Annotated in this window: 11 protein-coding genes and 2 pseudogenes; 7 read left to right on the top strand and 6 right to left on the bottom strand. The window is 53.7% G+C overall.

Features of this window, described 5'->3' with window-relative positions:
* Positions 1–106: 106 nt before the first annotated feature.
* The 3 genes and pseudogenes from EDC27_RS13305 to EDC27_RS13300 form a co-directional block, all read right to left on the bottom strand.
* Positions 107–1,729: a glycosyltransferase gene (locus EDC27_RS13305; RefSeq protein WP_123291117.1), complete on the bottom strand. Its 1,623-nt coding sequence runs from the start codon at positions 1,727–1,729 to the stop codon at positions 107–109.
* A 512-nt stretch (positions 1,730–2,241) separates the two neighbouring features.
* Positions 2,242–2,367: pseudogene (locus EDC27_RS16595) on the bottom strand (IS3 family transposase); the annotation flags it as partial.
* Between the two features lie 117 nt (positions 2,368–2,484).
* Positions 2,485–4,968, bottom strand: a complete 2,484-nt coding sequence (locus EDC27_RS13300; protein WP_123291116.1) for an ArnT family glycosyltransferase — start codon at positions 4,966–4,968, stop codon at positions 2,485–2,487.
* Positions 4,969–5,258: 290 nt separating this feature from the next.
* Between EDC27_RS13300 and EDC27_RS13295 the strand changes: the two genes are divergently transcribed.
* Both EDC27_RS13295 and EDC27_RS13290 read left to right on the top strand, forming a co-directional pair.
* Complete coding sequence (locus EDC27_RS13295; protein WP_148045769.1) at positions 5,259–5,894, top strand: transposase family protein; 636 nt, start codon at positions 5,259–5,261, stop codon at positions 5,892–5,894.
* Positions 5,895–6,512: 618 nt separating this feature from the next.
* The gene (locus EDC27_RS13290; RefSeq protein WP_170161814.1) at positions 6,513–8,510 is read left to right on the top strand and encodes a glycosyltransferase family 2 protein; all 1,998 of its coding nucleotides are present in this window, start codon (positions 6,513–6,515) and stop codon (positions 8,508–8,510) included.
* A 10-nt stretch (positions 8,511–8,520) separates the two neighbouring features.
* Here EDC27_RS13290 and EDC27_RS13285 read toward each other — a convergent pair whose 3' ends face one another.
* From EDC27_RS13285 to EDC27_RS13275, 3 genes are read right to left on the bottom strand one after another with little or no spacing between them, the layout of a single operon-like run.
* Positions 8,521–10,215 carry a glycosyltransferase gene (locus tag EDC27_RS13285; protein WP_123291113.1) on the bottom strand — a complete coding sequence of 565 codons (1,695 nt, stop codon included), beginning with the start codon at positions 10,213–10,215 and terminating at the stop codon, positions 8,521–8,523.
* Positions 10,202–11,578: a protoporphyrinogen/coproporphyrinogen oxidase gene (locus tag EDC27_RS13280; RefSeq protein WP_123291112.1), complete on the bottom strand. Its 1,377-nt coding sequence runs from the start codon at positions 11,576–11,578 to the stop codon at positions 10,202–10,204. The genes EDC27_RS13285 and EDC27_RS13280 overlap by 14 nt, the downstream gene beginning before the upstream one ends.
* Positions 11,544–13,217, bottom strand: a complete 1,674-nt coding sequence (locus tag EDC27_RS13275; RefSeq protein ID WP_123291111.1) for a glycosyltransferase family 2 protein — start codon at positions 13,215–13,217, stop codon at positions 11,544–11,546. The genes EDC27_RS13280 and EDC27_RS13275 overlap by 35 nt, the downstream gene beginning before the upstream one ends.
* 1,568 nt (positions 13,218–14,785) lie before the next feature.
* Between EDC27_RS13275 and EDC27_RS13270 the strand changes: the two genes are divergently transcribed.
* The 5 genes and pseudogenes from EDC27_RS13270 to EDC27_RS13255 all read left to right on the top strand — a co-directional run bounded on the left by EDC27_RS13270 (position 14,786) and on the right by EDC27_RS13255 (position 19,602).
* Positions 14,786–15,874, top strand: a complete 1,089-nt coding sequence (locus EDC27_RS13270) for a tetratricopeptide repeat protein (RefSeq protein ID WP_170161813.1) — start codon at positions 14,786–14,788, stop codon at positions 15,872–15,874.
* Between the two features lie 18 nt (positions 15,875–15,892).
* Positions 15,893–17,530, top strand: coding sequence for a tetratricopeptide repeat-containing glycosyltransferase family 2 protein (locus tag EDC27_RS13265; protein ID WP_148045768.1), 1,638 nt, complete (start codon positions 15,893–15,895; stop codon positions 17,528–17,530).
* A 78-nt stretch (positions 17,531–17,608) separates the two neighbouring features.
* Positions 17,609–17,821, top strand: a pseudogene (locus EDC27_RS17095) (glycosyltransferase); the annotation flags it as partial.
* Between the two features lie 477 nt (positions 17,822–18,298).
* Positions 18,299–19,273, top strand: coding sequence for a tetratricopeptide repeat protein (locus tag EDC27_RS16585; RefSeq protein ID WP_245994574.1), 975 nt, complete (start codon positions 18,299–18,301; stop codon positions 19,271–19,273).
* A complete protein-coding gene (locus EDC27_RS13255; protein WP_123291107.1) occupies positions 19,273–19,602 on the top strand; it encodes a hypothetical protein in 330 nt (109 codons plus the stop codon). The genes EDC27_RS16585 and EDC27_RS13255 overlap by 1 nt, the downstream gene beginning before the upstream one ends.
* Positions 19,603–19,618: the final 16 nt, after the last annotated feature.

Genomic DNA, 19,618 nt, shown 5'->3' with positions numbered 1-19,618 from the left:
CCAAAAAGCTCCATGAGCGTATTCAGCCACTTTATCCAGATATATAGATTGTGAGTCTATCAAAGGCACTAGGACAACTCCTTCTACATTAACCTGGAAGTATGTCTCAGTGTAAAGGAATATAAGGTACTATATGCGTGTTGTTAAGGTTCTTTAAGAGATCTAACCGATCGGAAAAAAGGTAAGAAAATTTAACATCATTACCAAGGACATTCCCGATCTTTTTTGGATCTATCTGTTGCCTTGACTTACCGATTCCCGACATCTGGTGGTGAATACATCCAACCAGTCCATGGTAGAAGACTTGGTAGCCTGCAAGAGTCATTTCTAGGTCGTGAGCGATGTCGTCCATCTGGGACGGTGAGAAGCGGATGTCAAATTGCTGGACGGCATCCACAGCTTCCCGTCGAAAGACATGACAACAGCCCATGACGTTAACCGTTGAGCGTGTGACATCGTAAAAGCCGACATCGTAGTTCCAATTTGGAACGTCTAAGCTAATTCGAATAAGATCGGATCGGGCCACCGCCACATTACGATAAAGGTACTGGAGACGCGGCGGGTGTCCAGGGGTCAACACTTTAACGCCCACAACCCCGGCCTGTGGGTGTCTTTCCAAGACACCCACCAGCGATTCGAGCCAGTTGGGAGGCACTTCCACATCGTCGTCCAGGAAAGCTACGTATTGCGCGTTTTTGACCTCGGGCAGAGCTAAAAGCCAATTGCGTGCGGCGGGAGCTCCGATGTTGACGGGCAGAGAAATCACGCTCATTCGAGATCTGAAAAGTCGTTCCTTAAGAGCTTCAACCCTCCTCTGAGAGTTATCAGTGCACCCATTGAGAAGGACGAGGATTCGGGCGTTGCCCAGATTGCTTTTGGCGAGAGATTGAAGGGTCCTTTCCAGCAAATCTTCCTTGTTGTAACTGTAAAGGCAGACGGCGTTAGGGCTGCGAATGTCTCCCTTGGGGCTTTGCAAGCCGTTGGCCAGAGCTTCCATACGAAATGTGACGGGAACTTGGACAGGATCCAGCCGATTGGAGCGCTCATAGGTTCTGAGAGCTTCCTGAGTGAGTCCTTGAGCCGCAAAGAACTCGGCGACATGATTGAGCACATATGGCCCCGATTGAGAGAGGTTCAGCGTGCGGAAAAATGCATCAGCTCGATTTATGTCACGCTGCATTAAGGCATGAAGAAACAAGGATTGTCGCAGCAGGGGCTTCAGGCCGTTGGGCAATCTGATCATTTCCGCCCATTCAGAGCCTACCGGGACCTCCAGGTCCACTTCCATACGCAGCAGAGGTTCGATCAGTTCGACAGCGTATGGATAGCGTCTTATTAGATCCAAAAGCCCGCTGCGGGCCGCGTTCAGATTCGGGGTTGACAGAAGGGATGCGAGCTTCGGCGCTGCGTTGGGTGGAAGAGTACATTTCAGAAGATCTTTTAGATGGGGGATCGAGAGCCCAACCTGTTCGGCAAGGCGTGCCGCATAGGGATTAAAAGGGCTCATTTCAACCATTCGTCGGATTAGGTAAAGTGTCCATAAACGGACGTTTGAGGTAGCCTTTTCCTGATTGGTCTTAAGCAAGCGTTGTAAGTACACAGAGCATATTGTGGGATCCAGAAGGAAGTTGCCCAGGTGATTGCGTAAGTGATCGACGACCTCACTGAGCTGCAGGACGGCTAGTTCTGCCGAGAGGCCACCGGAATAAATTCGGTATGCAAAACCCATGACCTTTTCCCTCCTAGCGGGGTCGCGAATCCATATGCGTCGAGCTGGCCCGTCTAAGAACAGTCCCTAAGCATAAAGAATGCCAGCTTCTTGATTTGCTTGGCATATCTGCTCCGATGGGGTGCGCACAAATAGCCAATGGCTGAAAAATCGTGGTACGGAAGGATGCCAATGGCCAAAGCGGCGCACGTGCGAGTCCATCGATCAGGATCTCACCAAAGAATTGACGTTGGAATGGCCAAGTCTTTGACGCGGGGACTGCCCCATGGTGTGTGCATTTCGGTGCTTGTAAACCGGATGAGCTGCCAAGAACCACCAGCGAACGGCCGCATGTATTGACTTTTGCGTGGATGGAGGAGAGTCGACACGCACGGCGCCATAAGGGTTTCAGGCCGGCACCGCTTCCACCATCGACATACTCCACCAGGTTCGCAAAAGTGCGGCGCTGGGCGGAAGCGCAAGGAAGGAGTGTGAGGCCTTGATCTGGGTCTCTCCATTCTCGCCATACCGGCATCCTTGAGAGCGTTGGTGAAATCGTCACTGGCGAATTGGCTGCGCCGATCGGTGTTGAAGATCTCGAGACGACCAGGCTGCTTCAGGGCTTCTTCCAGGGCCGCCACGCAGAAATCGACGTTCATGGGCGACGGGTGCCACATTTGGACGGGCCCCTTATTGCACTCTTACTGCATCAGGAAACCCGCGGAAAAGAGTCCTCAGACAAAAAACCCAATTGGTGCAAGCCTTTCTCCATTGGCTCACATCTCCGAAAGTGGAAGGGGGCGCGCACTCCTTTTCAGGGCAAGGAGTTCGACCCACTTTCCCTTTGAATAGTTGTACCCTTTGGCCACGGCAAACGGTGTCAGTCCCAGGCCACCATATTGATTTTCGATTTTTTCAAGCTCCTTTCGAGGAATAACCAACACACCGGGGACGGGCTGCTGCGCCCAGGATACCAGTTCCGTTCCAGTCTTGAGGGGGAGGATGTACCGATCCAGGTAAAAGTTCAAACTGGGCTCCCCGTATTTGTAGGTGGCCACCTGGACGTCTCGCGGCGTGTGTTCATTGATAGCATGGGCAATGGGCGGTGAAACTTTCATGGATTCCAAGGAAGGAAGCAGGTACACCGACAAAGAGGTTTGAAAAAGGAGCATGCCTAAAACCAGGATCGACGCAGCGGTTCCGTATCTATGATAGCGATGTTCGCGAACGGTGAGAATGGTCATCACGAGGAAAAGCAGTCCGAGAGAAAAGATGCTTCCCCGGGCGTCCTGCAAAGGCACAAACCAGGGAGCAATCATGAGAGTCGCTCCCAGTGCCAGACCCAGGATCGAGAAAACCAGACGACCACACAGTTGGTATACTTTGTAATTAGGGTCCTGCAGCGCCCTTTTCCCTTTGGCAAGTGTCGCCGCAACCACAAGAGCCAAGGCCGGCCAGATAGGTAATACGTAATGGGGGAGCTTGGTGGCAACCAGGCTCATAAGCACAAAGGTAGGGAAAATGCAACCCACCAGAAAAGCTCTTACCTTTGTGCCTCCCAGTTGGCCTCGCATAAGCTTCGAAAGCGCTTGAGGAAGAAAGAGAGTCCATGGAAAAAAGCCAAGCACCACCACGGGCAGGTAGAAAGGCAGAGCAAACAAGAATCGGCCTCCGTGGTGCTCGAGAGGGTTAATCGAGCGTTCAACCACGTGATGACCGATACCCAGGCGCAGGAATTCCCCGTTTGTCGCCTTATTGGCGGGCAAGGCCCAGAGCAAAAAGACGGCCGTGCTGACGCCGACGACCAAGAGCAGGGGCCCGACAAATTGTCTTAGGCGAGCCGTTTCCCTCCGGGACAACACCAACACTGTGATCATGGAAACAAGGGGTACTGCAAGCCCCACGGGTCCTTTGGTCAATTGAGCAGCCGCCAGAGCCGCCGCCATGACGAGAATCCATCTCCAGCGCGGCTCCGTTTCAAGTGCTCGGGCAAAGGCGGCGAGAGCAACCATCATGAAACCGACGAGCACCGCATCGGTCGTGGCCGCGGTTCCGGTCATAAGCACGAGCGGCGTCGTTGCCACCACCATTGCAGCAAGAAGCCCTGTCTTGGAGTCGAAAAACCGCCTCCCGATCAGCAGTGTCATGAGGCACGTCAAGGCGGTTCCAAGAGGGGAGAAAAATCGACAGGCAACCGATGTGGGTCCGAACAGTCTGACGGACAGGGACATGAGCCAGTAGATGAGAATGGGTTTGTCGGGACGCAAAGCACCGTTGAATGTAGGGATTAGGTAGTTCCCGCTTTCCACCATTTCCATGGTCGCCCTGGCGAATCGGGGTTCATCGCGGTCCCAGAGAGTTGATCGAGATGTGGTAAAAAGGAACAAAGCCACGATGAGCATAATGAAAACAGCCGATGTAAGGGCCACCAACTTCCGCTCACCCAGACGTTCAGTCAGAGCGGAGACGAGGAACTGCCTTCTGCTTTCAATCCTCAGATAGTGGGCGGCGGCAGCCAAGAGGACAGCCGGACCGTAGAACATGGCAAAGGTCATGAATTCCTTGCCCCTTTTTCCCATGAGAACCGGGAGCAACCCCTCGACGACAAGGATCAAGGCGCCGACGGCAAACTGATGCCGCCTAAGCCGCACCCTCATTCCCTTTACGAAAAAGAGCCCTGCCATCCCTGCAACCAGGCCAAGGGAGATTCCGGCAAGGACATCACTCGTGTAATGCGCGTCTTCGAGGACCCGCGCCGCACCGACAGCACCCACGACTCCGGCGGCCACCGGAAGCAGTGCGGGAGCCTCAACCACCACGGGCACCGCAAACGCGGCTGCCGAGGCTGCATCCCCGCTGGGAAAGGAGACGTGGCTGGCCTCGCGTGGGCGCTCCCGCGCCACAATGATCTTCAAAGGCCAGACGAGAACAAACACCACAATCAACGACATCAGGATGGCCACAGCCCGTCTTCTCAAGCCGCACACCCCCATTACCAGTGCGAGACAGGCAAGGACGTCTCCTTTCCCAAAGGGCTTGATAAGTTTCACCCATTGACTGAGAGGTTTGTGCTTTTCCATGAGTGAACCGGATCGAAGCCACTCCATGATCTCGTGGTCCTGGGGATAGACCGCACCAGCTAGGAGCAGGAACACGCCCGCCAAAATGAGGACAAACCTCATATCCTTCAGGTGACCCCGCAGTCGATCCCAGGTCCAACCCTGGGGTATTGTCTCGAAGAGAAAGTTCTTTTGCATCATGTCGAATTCGACCTTCTTCACTTAGCTCGGTGCGCATTGCAAAAAGAACGGCCTACTTTTCACCCAGAGCACCCCGAAGATGTCCAACGTTGTGACCCGAATTGGTTTTCAACAGCGTACTTACCCCTGCCCTTCAAAGGGGGTTGATGGCTTACCGTGACCTCGAAAATACGAACCCCCTGCATTGTCATGTGCCGTGTTACCGTGTTCCACGAAGAAGCTATCCGTTGTTTCGAGCCCGCGAGGGGCTGAGCATCGTGGTTCCAAACGCAGTATGGAGGTCATCGTGCTTGCAGGACTTCACTAAAGAGCTCGAACCAATCCGGCCATCCGCAAGAAGATGCGAAGTCCCCCTATCGCGGCACGTTTTTAGCCATCCGGTATGGGATCACCAGATCCATCATGCGTCAATAGAAAACCGGAACAGTTATGATCACTGCCCCACAATGCCCAGGATTTTGCGTGCCACGCTGTCGCCGATCGAAGAACGTGTGGCGGTCGAGTTGCGAACTACATTGTTCCTTCAACTTGATGACCTGCCGGCCGTTACCCGTGAAAAGATCTACCTAAAGGTCTGGCGTTTCGGACTCCATGGCTGCCTTCGCCGACACGGAGAGACCAACCTCAACGACCTTGCCCTGCAGGAACAAGGTGCTCACAGGGCCGTTATTAAATCGTTCAAAGATGACGAGCCCGGCTATATCCATGACCAGGTCACATACCTGTCTCATGTGCCCGATGAGACCGCCCACAAATACCTCTTCATTGCCATGGATCGAGCCAGCCGCCAGATCTTCTTTGAAATCAAGGCCGATAAATGCGCCGCCTCGGCCAGTTCCTTGCTCAAAAACCTCGTGAAAAAAGCGCCTTTCAAGATGGCCACCGAACTCACGGATAACGGCAAAGAGTTCACCGACCACTTTTGACTTACCGGCTCGCGCAAGCTCACGGATATTCATCTTTTTGAACCAAGTTTGTGCTCAAGACAACATCGGGCACCGCCTCATGAAACTCAACCACCCTCAAACCAACGGAATGGTGGAACAATTCAACGGCCGAATCAAAGAGGGGCTGTCGCAAAGCAGCTTCCATACGGCAGCTCAACCCAAAGAACCCTTGACTTACTCGCCGGCTCCATTATCACCGCATCCGTGGAAAAATATCGGTCATAGAACCCGATTCAGACACTCAAAAACTGGCAGAAGGGTCCTGAACTTTTTCTGAAATCGGTTCATGAGTTTTCAAGATCTGACACAAAGTCATTCCCATGGAATGACCACCGGTTTGATGCGGAAAGGGCCCCAGAGGGAAGCTCTTCAGCGCTCGTGGGCTGAACGAGCGACCAAGAACCATCTATATGGCACCTTTATTGCTCGTGAATGTCAAAATGAGGGGCTCGACAGGCAGAAGGTGTGCTCCTCCAGGCTTTCACAAGGGCGGTTCTGGCCGGAGGCGCACCAACGAGTGTAAGGCTTTGCTCCGGGTATCTCCATTTTCGTCCCCCAAGGACCTTAGACGACGCCGGCGGCAGGAGGTGCAAGAAAGTGGACGTTGATTTTGTCAGCATCATTATTCCCGTTTTCAATCAGTGCGACTTTACAAGACAGTGTATTCAGTCCTTGTTCGCAAATGTTTCCTACTCTCATTTCGAAGTCATCGTAGTTGATAACCATTCAACTGACGAGACTCCTGTCTTTCTCAATTGGGCACAAAGCCGATATGGCATTCGAGTGATTCGAAATGATCGAAATTTGGGTTTTGCCAAGGCGTGCAATCAGGGTGGCGCTGTAGCGCAAGGGTCGTTACTGCTCTTTCTCAAAAACGATGTGCTTGCCCGTCCGGGATGGCTGGAGCCCATGGTGGACGTGTTGAGAGAGGATTTACGGGTCGGCGTGGTCGGGCCCATGCTCCTTTATCCTGACGAGACCATTCAGCATGCCGGTATCGTGATCGCGGACGCCCCGGCGCCGCTTTATCCAGCACACGTGTATCGGGGGCGCCCAAAAGATTTTCCCCCGGCCAATATGCAAAGAGATTTCCAGGCCGTGACCGGAGCCTGCATGCTCGTTCGAAAAGGTGTATTTCAACAAGTCGAAGGCTTCGACGAGACGTATGTGAACGGCTGTGAGGACGTGGACTTATGTTTCAAAGCTAGGCGCATGGGATGGCGCGTCGTCTACACGCCGAAAAGTGTTTTGGTGCACTTTGAGTCGGTCAGCGCCGGAAAGTTCGACCATTCAGGTGAGAATCTCATTTTGCTTAACCGCCGGTGGGCCGGTGAGATTACGCCTGACTATCATCTTAGGCTACCAAGAGTGTCCATCGTCGTGCTCAACTACAACGGGACGCGGGACACCATCGAGTGTCTCCAATCCCTTTATGGATATGACGAAACGGCGGGTGCTCGTCCTGAAAACGGCCTCTATTATAAGCCTTTTCAGACCATTGTCGTCGATAACGGATCGGATTCAAAGGCGTTGGAAGCCCTTAAGGCATGGCTTGTGGCAAGCGGTTTGCCGCACCAAATAGCGAGCCTAGGGATGAATAAAAGGGGATCAACCCCGTTTCGTCAAGAGATCGTTCTCTTAGAGTCCTCAGAAAACCTTGGCTTTTCCGGAGGATGCAACGCCGGGACCGTGCACGCCTTGTCCTCCGGAGCTGATTATGTCTGGATTCTCAACAATGACACCGTTGTTGATCCTCTTGCCTTGTGGAACAGCGTGGCGTTTTTCCTCCATGCGTGTCGGTCCGGTATGCGTGTTGGGGCTGTGGGATCCAAACTTCTTGACTATCACCATCCGGAGCGAGTGCAGTTCGATGGCGATAGGGTTTGCTACGAGGGCATCCAGGGGCCGCGAGGCTCGGAAGCTGAGAAGATCGGATTCAAGACTTACGTTTCTGGCGCGAGCATGTTATTGGCCAGAAAGGCTTTGGAAGAGTGCGGTGCGTTCGACGAGGCGTTTTTTCTCTATTTCGAAGACAACGACCTATGTCTAAGGTTGAATAATGCCGGATGGCGCGTGGCCTTTCATCCCAGGTCCATCGTTTATCATAAGGGTGGGGCTTCTATAGGGGACTGGATTGGCTCTCCATTGAGCATCTATTATGCCACAAGAAATTTTCTTCTATTCCAAGCCAAACACCGGTTGGTGGACGCGCACGCGTTTCAAATGCTGCGAACCCAAATATGGGGCCCTATGCGCAAGGATAAGCGCAGCATTCGAGCCTTTCTCAAGGGAGTGTCTGATTTTGTATCGGGTCGATTCGGCAAAATGGCCCTCGAGACGATTCTGGAAGACTGGATGTTGGAAAAAGCATCGTCCCGACAGGGGATTCCCTTGAGCGTTCTGCGGCGGTTTGAAGATGTGCTGACGCGGAATTCGAATGGTCAGCAGGCTCTAGAAACTCTTTTGGACATAGCCCTCGCGGCTTACAGAAAATCCATTGAAACGAACGGCTCATCGCTCAGTGGAATTTTTTCAGCTCCATCGGGCTCGCGGAATTTGGCTGCCCTGCTGTCCCGTGAGGCCGGCACTCGTTAGCCTTACTCCCTCACCGAAGTGTTTTGCCCAGGATCTGTACTGCCTTGGTTTCTCCAAACACCTCCGCCTCTATTTCGTTCCGGATCCGTTCATGAAAGCTGTCGTCGGCTTCTTCGACCCGCCGTTTCATATCCATCAACTCGGCTCCCGTAAACTTGCTTTCCATCTTCATGTGGTTTCCCCAGACGTGGCCCCATGCGGCGCGCGACCTGGGAGCAGCTCGTCCCGCATCCTGCAAATGGATCACGGCAACTCGCCCGTCGAAAAGCACCTGGCCACCCTTTTTCCAGATCTGGAGGTCGTGCTCAAGGTCGTCAACCTGAGATGGCGCAAAGCTAATGTCAAAATCGGGAATTCCTAAACTCTCCCACCGACGTCGATGAAAAAGATGGCAGCACCCCATGACCGACAGGCACGGATGTCGATAGGAAAACTGGCCGAAATCCTCAAACATCGGAGCTGCTGGCGTGAAAAGGATCTTGTGGTCATCGATCTGATGGAAAAATCGATGGACATACTGAATAGTCGGCAACGTGCCGGGGTTGAGCCCTCTTGGACCCACCACAACGGCACTGGGAAAGAGATCGAGGCTTTCCAGGTAATGACTCAGCCAGTTAGGAGGGACCAGCACGTCATCATCCAGAAAGGCCACGTAATCGCAGTTTTTCACCTGGGGCAGGTGCCATAGCCAATTCCTGGCTGCCGGGGCCCCGATATTCACGGGCAGGTGGATGATGTCCACAACTCTGCCTTGGGCCACGGTCCTGACCCCCTGTTCCAGGTCCTGTTTTGAAAAGCTGGTCGATCCGTTGTTTAAAAGAGTGACCGGGCATGCTTCGATTCCCGATACCAGGAGCTTTTGAAGGGTCGCTAAGGTCGTTTCCAATTTGTTGTATGTGTAAAGGACGATATGAACCTTTCCTACGGAACTGGCGGTGGTTGCCGACCTGGAATCTTGGGATTCCCAATAGCGGTGAAACAAATGAGGTTGGTAAGGTTCCCATCGCAGGGATTGTTTCCAATAGCGGCGCGCCTGTTCCTTGTCCCCGGCTTCCATGGCCATTTCCGCGAGCAGGTTGAAGGTAAGAAAAGATGGCGGCATCGAGGCGTGCAACCAACGTGCGGCCAGGTCCCTGTCTCCCGCGTTCCAGGCACTCCATGCGGCGATCGGAGCCAGATATGGAGCCACCGGCATCGCCATCATTCGAAGAAAGATTTGCCGTACCGTCTCCCAATGCCCCAAGGACCAGAATTCATAGCAGGCGGTGGCCATAGCTCCCGGATTTTCGTCTTTCAGATAATCTTCTGTGACCACTTGAGGTTTTTTCCACCGCATGGGCGCGGAAATCTCCACGGAATGCATGAAATAGTCTGGCCGGCTTCGGTGTAAACGCCGAAGGCCTCGAAGCCAAACGTCAAATCCCGAACTGGCGGGTACCAAGGAATGCAGGCGTTGGACATATCCCAAGAGTCTATGGTCCAACGGATAAAACACCAAAGCTTGACGCAGGAGGGATGTGGCCAGGAACTCATGAGCCGTTAATGACCTTGGCCTTTTGGAATTCAAGTACGATGCGGCAAAAAGAGCTTCGGCGGCCGTGTAGACCTGAGGTGGCAGCATATAGCCGGCCAACCGCAGCCAGCGGTACCATACGTCGTACACCGGATCGGCCCCGGAAGACCGGTGTCCATCAACAGGGAACATAAACACTTTCCTCTTTGCCCATGACCATTCGGTCCGCCCACTCCACGCCCTGAATCACACTATGGTCCATGTTACCGACTTCATATTTCCATCCCCCGAAACGCCCCCTCGAGTAGATGCCAAGACTTTCCAGCCATGGGTGAATGATTCGAAGGGCCGTGTCCCGTTCTTTGTTGGGAACGGGATAGGCGTAATCGAGCTTTGCCTGCCAGCGGGATACGATGGCTTTGGCCTCGCCGTTGGTCACAACTCGTGTGTCGACCAGTCCGGCGATGGTTTCGTCGACGACGGTGTCTTCTCGCTGAGGTTTATGGGTTGAAAAGGAGATTTCTCCCATAAGTGCTTTTTGGGTGCGTTTTTTTGGTGTGTTGTAGGGCGAGTAATTATGGAAGTTGGTAACGCGGTAAAAAGGGCAGTTAGGTTCGGGAAAATACATCCAGCATTTGTCGTCGTTGCCGGGCTGATCGATGCCGATGCCCACGACATGGACGCCGTTATGAATGAGCTTTTCGGCAGCCGAACGCACAGACTGAGGGGCATTTTCCATGGTTTCGAGAATGAGGCGGTCAAGGGGACTGGTGTTGAGCAGCCGGTGGTACGTAATCCGTCGCCCCGTGTCGGTTTGAAGCAGCCGGCTATGGGGTTCCATCGACACAAGCCGAGATGAGTAAGCAATATGATCGGAGACACGAGCTGCCAGGCGGCGAAAGATTTCGCCCGTGCCGCCCCGTAAGGGAAAACGAAAGGTGTTGTTTGGGCCCCATGAGACATCGTCCTGCTCAAGGACGACATTTTTCAAGACCCTTTCAAGATCAACGACACTCACCCGTTCGCCGATCCATCGCCAGTCCATGCATTGCGGTGGGAAGGCCCATACCTTGAAGTTGTAAGGAATCATAAAATGGCGCGCGATGCCGTCGCCAAAGGTGCCGTGAATCCATTCTCGAAAATCTTGAGGCTCGGCGTCTGCACGGGAAAGATGCAGTAGCCCAACAATGCACTCCCATCGTAGGATTGGTGGCAGGTATCGAATGTTGTTCTGGAATGGGTATGGGACCCAAGTGTCGGCAATCCTGATGAAAGCTTTGCGTTGATGGGTGAGATATTCACCTTGAAGCAGATCCTCAATAAGTCTATCAAAATAGGGATAGTGGGAAAAGATGACATGCCCCCCTAAGTCCCATGTAAATCCTTTGGAATCCTTAAAACTTGCACTGAGTCCCCCTGGATAAGGGTTTTGCTCAAGAACCAGGAAATCGCGCTCCCCAAGTTCAGCCAAACGGTGAGCTGCCCCAAGGCCTGTAGGACCTGCTCCCACAATAACATATTTATAGTGTTCCACGTCTGGTCTGACCCATTCCATCGTGCTCCATCTCCTCCAGCTTTTGGAAGATATCCTGTTCGATTAGATCCATGTTCCATGCGATGAGTTTGCGATATTCGTTCTTAGAATATTTATGATGAAGTTTGTAAAGATTTGCACCAGCGCTGCCCCTTTCTCCTGTGTGGATGCGAGTGCGCTTGGCGGTTCGGTTCATGTGTCGAACGGCCAAATGACCTTGATAAATGGCCGGCTTGTTGTGAAAGGCCAGCCGAAAGTCATGCTCCAAATCGTCGAATTGGGATGGAGAAAACCTCAGGTCGAAATCACCGGATGACAGCAAGGTTTTTGTGGAAAAAAGATGACAACACCCCGTGACATGAACACAGGGGCGCATGTAGTTGAACTGTTCCTGATCAAAAGTTTCGTAATGGAGCATGGAAATAAAAAAGGGTGCGGTATTTTGCGCCGCAACGGCCTGAAAAGGGGGTAACAAGTGGTAATCTACGGCTTGTATGGTGCTCGCAGCCCACGCGTCCATGACACGGCAACCCCACACACCACCGCCGGGATAACGTTCCACGGCGCTTTCCAGAGCTTCCATCCAGTCGGCTGGAACCAGCGCGTCGTCGTCAAGGTAAGCAATCCAGTCGGCCTCACGAACATGCTGGTCATGCATGAGCCAATTGCGCGCTGCCGGAGCTCCGACATTTATGGGAAGGTCGATCTTTTTTAATCGATCCGTGCCCAGGCGGTCTTGCCACGTCTGGACAATGTGGCGCGTCGCGTCAGTGGATCCGTTGATCAGTACAAAGATTTTTGCTTCACCCAGATGGCTTTCGGCTAGAGCCGCCAAGCACTCGTTCAAGTCCCTTGCCTTGTTGAACGTATAGAGGCAGATGGAGACCCGCCCCTTCAAGGGACGCTGAACGCGGTCTAAGTTGTTTACCGTATCGTAACTTCTCAAGATGACATGGGTAAGCCATGGTCGAAGGTTTAGACAGTTACGCCATAAGGCCAGAGCCTTTCGGCGGTCCCCTCTGGCGAGCGCCAAATTCCCGAGCTGAAGGCAGCGATCCGCATCGCTAAGCCATGCCCCTGGCCTGGCATGGATCTTTTCCCAACGATCCTGGCCTCCCTGAGCCAAGTCAATGAAAGCGAGGTATCGCTGCCGAAGACGATCCAATGGCTGCGGCCAACAGGCGCTTTCCAGAACCGTTCTGGCTTCTTCGTATTTCCCCTCGACCATGGCCTTCCAATAAAAGGTGCGACATGAGAACGGTGTGCCGGGTTGTGGAAACTTGTGGCTCTGAGCTATTGCATCCTGTTCCGTGCTGGAAATGTGGTTGTCTCGATGCCGCACTGCCGATGCCGATTCTTTGCATACGGCGTCCACCAAGGCGGCTGTATCCTCTGTCAGGAAGGGGAATCGAGAATGCCATCGCCACAGCTGCTTTGCAGCCGTCACATCAAGAGGATCTTCTTCCCAAACGGCTAACAAAATCTGGGAACACAAAGAAATAAGGATCCGAATCCGTTGTGGCTCGCCCTCTTCTGTAAGCTTTCTGACAGCCTCTGCAGCAATGCGCGACAGGTGATAACGACCCGAAGCCCCGACAAGCAAAAGATGACGAACGGAGGCCGGAAGGTTTTTCCAGAAATGTAGAAGGCTTCTAACCATGGCAACACCTATATGTATGAGTGCAAAGTATTTATGGTAAATATTATGGTCAATTTAAAGTCATATAAACCGCACGAGCAAACATATTATCGAGCGTGACACAGCGTGTCTTAACGAATCAATCAAGGACCTGGTGGCAAGATCCAGTGAGTTTCTCTGCGTATGAGTTTTCCTACATCTTTCACGACCCATGGGAGCGCCTTCTGCGGAGCCCCCTGGTAGCTTGTCGGCAAACGCCTCACATCGCCACTTCCGGGCAACCTGGGGTTCACAACTTCCTGTCACGGGTGAATAGCCGCTTTCTCGACAGTGACGGGTGGGGCTTGAACGACGCAGGGCAAGCGTTCTGTGCCATGGGCGCCCGTGACCTTTCGAGTCTTGTTGCGTGCCGGCGAATGCCCCTCATCCCGGGTGGAACCCATAAGACGGCAACGGGTGACCCTCCGTCGAGAAATGAATAAGCACGTGCCCGCCGCTGGAAGGCAGGGGCGGGCCATGAGCGTCAAAAGGCACGTCAACCTGATCCGGTGGTGTTTCTAGGTTTTCCTTGATTATCAACGATACCTTTTGACACAGGTCGTGTTGATCAGTTGCAAGATCCAGGCCCGTCTGTGTTGCCTTCGGACTTTTGCTGTGAAAGAGTTGTGTAAAGTTCGTTAGGGGTGTTGGAGCCGAACGCCGATCAAACCGAAACTCAGCACGGGGATCCCTCGGTATCGACGAAAGCCTTTCAAGCATGTGCCGAATCCCGACCGACAGCTTTCGGCTTCAGTTTCCTATGGGCAAAGAGAAACTGGAGGTCATGGTGTCGGCATGAGAATGTCACCTTAAAGAAAGAAAGCGCAAAGCCGGGCGGCAAAATCGTCTCTTTTTTCCTTTGAGAGAACAAAAGATCTTCAGCGGATGTGAGTGATGGTTCTTTGCATCGTCGGTATTTTGACGATTTGGTGAAACACGTCTTTGACGGGCCAAAGGGGAAGGTGCCGGTTCGCGGTGGTCAAATGATATGTCACATCATGTCATGGGCACAGACAAGGCATGTAATGGCGAAGACCCCAGCGAAACCAGGCTTTACATGGGCACAACGGGGCAATGGCAGCCTATGCAACGGCACGATGCGCGTCTGTAAAAGGCCTGCCCTTTGGGACCATTTCTGTTCCGAGCCAAAGGCGAGTTGCCCGCTCACTTCCCTTCAATGCAAATCTGGCCGATTGTGCGACGCCTCGTTGCTGCCTGGCGATTCACCATTTCCTGAGTTAGTGCCCCCTTGCCGCGAAAAATCCTATCATTCATGGTTGAATCGTTGGAGGCCTTCATGGGCGTGACCCGTGGGAGACAATGAGCGAGCAGGCTGCAGGGAGGGCACGGGCCCTGGTGCGGAAGCCTGCGTCAGGTTTCAGGCCCATTGAAAAGATAGGCCCGTGGGCCATTCAATGAAAAGATCATGTTTCCACCTGCTCGACGAGGCAGCGGGATCCAAACACCTGGTACTTATCTTGCTACCTGCAGGCCGAATAAGAAAGAGGAGGTGCGCCAATAAGCCACATCCATCGCAAAAGGAGTTTCCTATGACAGAGTTTGGCGAAATCAACGCAGATCTTGGACAGGCTCTTCAACTCATGGAGGCCTGTCAGTGGGACCAGGCGATCGTTTTATTGCGCGCCATGGTGGACGCACGGCCGTTTGACTGCCGTGCCATCAGTAAACTGGGCTTTGCGTTGTGGAAGAAAGGAGAACGGAAGGAGGGTGCGGCGACCATCGAAAAGGCTTTGCAATTAGATCCCGATGACGGGGAAGTTATCAAAGATTGCATGCACGTTTTTCTGGAGGCTGGGCGCGTCGACGATGCGCGGCAGATTCTTGAAAGCTATGTTCAGCGCAATCCCTGGGACTGGGAGATCAAGGAATCCATCGAGGCGATGTTGCATCAGACTCCGGAGAAATCACCACCACGTCAAAGGAATGACAACGGCACCGCGACGGCCGACGTCCTGGTGGGCTTGGGGGAAGAAGAGTTTGCCAAGGGAAACACGGACCGAGCGCGTGTCTGTTTTGAAATGGCGTTGGAAAAGAACCCGACCAACGCCAAGGCTTACAATAACATGGGCGTTTTGGCATGGCATCAAGGGGACTTAAAAGAAGCGCTCAGTTGTTTTGAAAAAGCCTTGGATTTGGCATCTCACGACGGAGAGATTCTCCTGAACGCAACAAAGGTCCTGGAAGCTGCCGGCGAGTACGAAATGGCCGCCCAACTTCTGGAGATCTACCTCACGGCGCATCCAACGCAGACGGAGGCATGGAAAGACTACAGGGAACTGGTCCGCAAGAGCGCTCAATCTTGGAGTCCCGAAAACCTCGATGTGAACGTGGCGCAGATCTATTTAGACATGGGTCGACGGCTTGCGGAGGTGGAAGACATTCAGGGTGCTGCCGAAGCCTTCGCTCGGGCGGCCCGTATCGACCCAAACAACCAGGAACCCTACCACCGGCTGGGGCTGCTGCACATGCAATTGGGGCAGCTCCAGGAGGCTCTGGAGATGCTGGAGCACGCGAATTCCCTGGCGGATGAGAATGGCGAAGTGGCGGAGGCGTTGGAGCAGGTGCGCCAACAGATCGACGCTTCGTCCGCATTCGGGGTGAAATCTCCTGGGACGTGATCAGGAAGGGCGACTTTCGTGGATAAACCGGTCATTTCGTTATGTATGATCGTCAAGGACGAGGAGCGGCATCTTCCACAATGCCTGGAAAGTGTGCGGGGGCAGGTGGATGAAATCATCCTGGTCGATACAGGATCCACGGACGCCACCCCTCGAGTGGCCGCGCGCTATGGGGCCAAAGTTTTCACCTATCCGTGGAACAATGACTTTGCTGCTGCCCGAAATAGGTCGCTGGAACATGCCACGGGAGACTGGGTGTTGTATTTGGATGCGGATGAGGAGCTGGTGGCGTTTCCCCAGGGCGTGTCTTTACGCCAGATGGCGGCTTCCCTCAAGGTGGATGCCTATTTGGTGCCGATCCAAAACATGAAAATGGATGGAAGTTTTACTGGGCATTTTGCGATTCGGTTTTTTAAGAAATTAGAAGGCATACGCTTTGAAGGCAAAGCGCACGAAAGTGTGGGGGATTGGCTGCTGCGCCACGGAGCGCGCGTGGAGAGAGCTCCGGTGGTCATTCGCCATTGGGGCTATGCCATCCCAGAAGACAGATTGCAAGAAAAGATTCAACGTAATCTAGAACTTCTTGTGGCCCAGGTGGAAAAAAACCCCAACGATTCCTATGCCCACTATTACATCGGCATGAGTCTTATTGGAATGGGGGATCATGAAAGGGCATACCGTCACTTGGTGAAAGCCCATGAACTGGGTCCGACTACCCCCAACATGCAAAGCCTCGTGCTCAACATGCTGGCTTTTTACCATCTTCACCGAAAGGAATATATCAAGGCTGAGGACTTGGCGCGCCAATCCCTGGCCATCACGCCCCTCCAACATACCGCTAAGGTTTTTCTGGGGATTGCCCTTTACAACCAACAAAAATTCCGTGAGGCGCTTCCTTTCCTTCGCGAGGCCTATCAGTTCCAAAGGCTGCCCTTAGAATCACGGCGAAGCGACCTCAGTATTGAGCACTCCTACGGCGAAAACGAGCTGCTTTGGGCTGTGGCTCGAAGCGCCTACGAAGTGGGAAACTTCCCTTTGGCCTATCAGTTTGCTCGAAGGCTAGAGAAGGTCGCCACCGGGGATGGACCCGTTTTGGTGTTGCAGGCCCTGTGCGCTTTGGCATTAGGGGCCTTTCATGAAGCCTCAGCCGGTTTTATCAAGGCCCGGAGCGTGGGGGCGAGCTGGACATGGATTGGCGCGCCGTGGATGTACGCTTTGCTTCAGCTGGAACAATTGGACGAAGCCCGGTCTCTTTTGGAAAATGCGGGTCTAGCGTTTTTCGAAAATAAAGACAGCGCAAAAATTTTCGCTTTGTTTGTGGACCGCCATTGGGAACGCGGCTGCCTCTCGGAACTCACGGAAACCCTTACCCGCCTGGCCCAACTCGATGCCGTTCCCGTGGAAGTCCTGGACGCTTTGGCCCTGAGCCTGATCAAGCAGCAGCGTTACAAAGACGCGGTGTCGGCGCTGGAAAAGATGCGGCACCGCGACCCGAGACGCCCTGAAATTATAAGGCGGCTGGCCGCCCTTTATGCCCGACTGGGTGAGAAAACTCGGGCAGCGCATCTTCTCAAGTCAATGGACGCTGCGAGGTTCACCGCACCCGGCCCTTCGCTGTCGGTGTCGAAGCCTTTCGAACGATGGGCCGCTTGGTAAAGCCTGGCCCCTGGTGCCTGCTTCGTGGGAATTCTTGGTCTTTCTTCTTAGCCGTCATCTTTCCTGAGGTTCCGAGACATGACGTCTCCTAGCCCCCCTTTGTCCGTATGCATGATTGTCAAAAACGAGGCGTCAAATCTCTGTGGCATGTTAGAGTCGATCCGGACTTTTGCCGATGAAATCGTGGTGGTGGATACCGGCTCGACCGACAACACGGCCGATTTGGCAAGGCGGTATACCCGATGTATCTATACCTATCCGTGGCATGATGACTTTGCGGCGGCCCGCAATTTTTCGCTGGATAAAGCACGAGGCTCCTACTGCCTGTGGCTCGATGCCGATGATCGGATCGATGCTGTGAACGGCGCCAAAATCAATGCTCTGAAAAAGCACTTTGACGGTCTGAAGGCCTTCGCTTTTGAACTGCAGGACTTTAGAAATGGTTCCCTTTTCCGGTCGTTGTTGCAGGTCCGTTGTATCCCGAACCGAAAAGATGTGCGATTTCGAGGTCGGGTTCATGAGAGTATTGATTGGGATGCGATCCGCGAGGCCATCAAGGTGGTGCACGTGGATATCGCGATCAGACACCATGGTTATGATGACCCGGCCCTTGTCGCGAAGAAAGCCGCCCGAAACCTTCGCCTTCTTCACATGGAACAACAGGCGGGTCGAGACGATGCGACTTTGCATTACTATTTGGCCCTTTCTTATGATCATCTGGGAATTTCTCGAGCCGCAGCAGAGCACATGGCCAGAGCGATTAATCGGATGGAAAGGGAGAGATTCAGTGCCGGAGCCCCGCGCAGCGAGAAACTGAGTGATTTTTGGGTGGACGCCCTTCTTTATCTGGCCAAGAGCATGATCACGGAGGGTAAAAAGCGAGAGGCTTTGCGATGCGTGGTCAAGCTCAGATGTGCCGAACTCCAGGATTCCCCAAGCCTTTTTCGGTTGGCCGATCTTTATCAGGATTTGGGGGAGCATCGGGAGGCCCTGAGGCTTCTTGCCCGTGTGGACCCGCAAAAGCGCGCATCGAGTTTTTTCCCCACCCCGCCGCTAACCACAACGCACGTCGTTTCCCGCACGGCCTTCAGCCTTTTGGTTCTTGGCCTTCGTGAGGAGGCGCTGCACTGCATTGAATCCTTACCCGATCAGACCTTGCAAAAGGACGTCTGGCAGGCCGTAGGGCTTTTGGCGGGGGATCGCGGCCATGATGCGCTGGTTCACGAAGCTTTCGGCCGGGCTCTGAGGTTTGGTGAATTGACGGCGAAGGCTTGGGATCAGTGGGGCGTCGCGTGGAAGAGAGCGGGGAAGCGGCACAAGGCCGAAGTGTGTTGGCGAAAGGCGCTTCTCTTGGATTCTGATCTGGAAAGCGCCCGCATTCATCTTGCCAACATGCTATGGGATGTTGGGAGAACTGCGGAAGCCTATGAAATGTTCAAGAGCCTTGTGGACAATGGTTGCCAAAAGGTGCCCGTGCTACTGGCTTTCGCGATCCTGGCCGCCGAAAGGGGTCATGAGTCGGCTTTGGGTCGGGTCAGAGAGGCTTTAGAAGTGTGGCTGCAAAATAACACGGCTTCGCCCCATCACGACCTCACACTTCGGGAAGGAATCTTCGGCAAGCTGGCCCACGTCTTGGAACGAGAACAGAAAATCCATTTAGCTAAAATAGCTCAACGACTGGCCCTGCGGGAAACGTCAAAGCCAATCTCCCGTCAAACGGCGGCGCCATCGAGGGCTTCCTGATGCATTGGGCCACGCTCGACCCTTTTATCCTCAACGACCCTTTCTGGCAGCACAGGATGGGCATGCCCGCAGCCAACAAGCAGTTTCTTGAGGCGCTCCTTCAGTATGGCGACTGTTCGTCCTATCGGTTCTTTGTCGGAGACTTGGACCCCGTGGAGCGGTTGTCCCGTTTCTTTCAGGGTTGCTCGGCCGTCGTTGCCCAGCGCATCCGCGTAGAGCTTCAGAGCGTTTTGCCTTTGGCGTTGCGGAAGCGGACCGCGGATATTTTTCACAACGGCGATTTTACCTATTCTACCCCCTACTTGATGGAATGGAGAAATCGTCTGTAGACGCCCATGCGCTTTC

It is taken from the genome of Desulfosoma caldarium (assembly GCF_003751385.1).
Lineage (GTDB): Bacteria > Desulfobacterota > Syntrophobacteria > Syntrophobacterales > DSM-9756 > Desulfosoma > Desulfosoma caldarium.
The sequence above is the reverse complement of the archived record's forward strand: the minus strand, read 5'-3'. Positions and strand labels throughout refer to the sequence as shown.

Bases quoted from the DNA above. Each gene is read 5' to 3' on its own strand.
- EDC27_RS13305 (WP_123291117.1), bottom strand. From the start codon at position 1,729: ATGGGTTTTGCATACCGAATTTATTCCGGTGGCCTCTCGGCAGAACTA.
- EDC27_RS13300 (WP_123291116.1), bottom strand. From the start codon at position 4,968: ATGATGCAAAAGAACTTTCTCTTCGAGACAATACCCCAGGGTTGGACC.
- EDC27_RS13285 (WP_123291113.1), bottom strand. From the start codon at position 10,215: ATGTTCCCTGTTGATGGACACCGGTCTTCCGGGGCCGATCCGGTGTAC.
- EDC27_RS13280 (WP_123291112.1), bottom strand. From the start codon at position 11,578: ATGGAATGGGTCAGACCAGACGTGGAACACTATAAATATGTTATTGTG.
- EDC27_RS13275 (WP_123291111.1), bottom strand. From the start codon at position 13,217: ATGGTTAGAAGCCTTCTACATTTCTGGAAAAACCTTCCGGCCTCCGTT.
- EDC27_RS13270 (WP_170161813.1), top strand. From the start codon at position 14,786: ATGACAGAGTTTGGCGAAATCAACGCAGATCTTGGACAGGCTCTTCAA.
- EDC27_RS16585 (WP_245994574.1), top strand. From the start codon at position 18,299: ATGGAAAGGGAGAGATTCAGTGCCGGAGCCCCGCGCAGCGAGAAACTG.
- EDC27_RS13255 (WP_123291107.1), top strand. From the start codon at position 19,273: ATGCATTGGGCCACGCTCGACCCTTTTATCCTCAACGACCCTTTCTGG.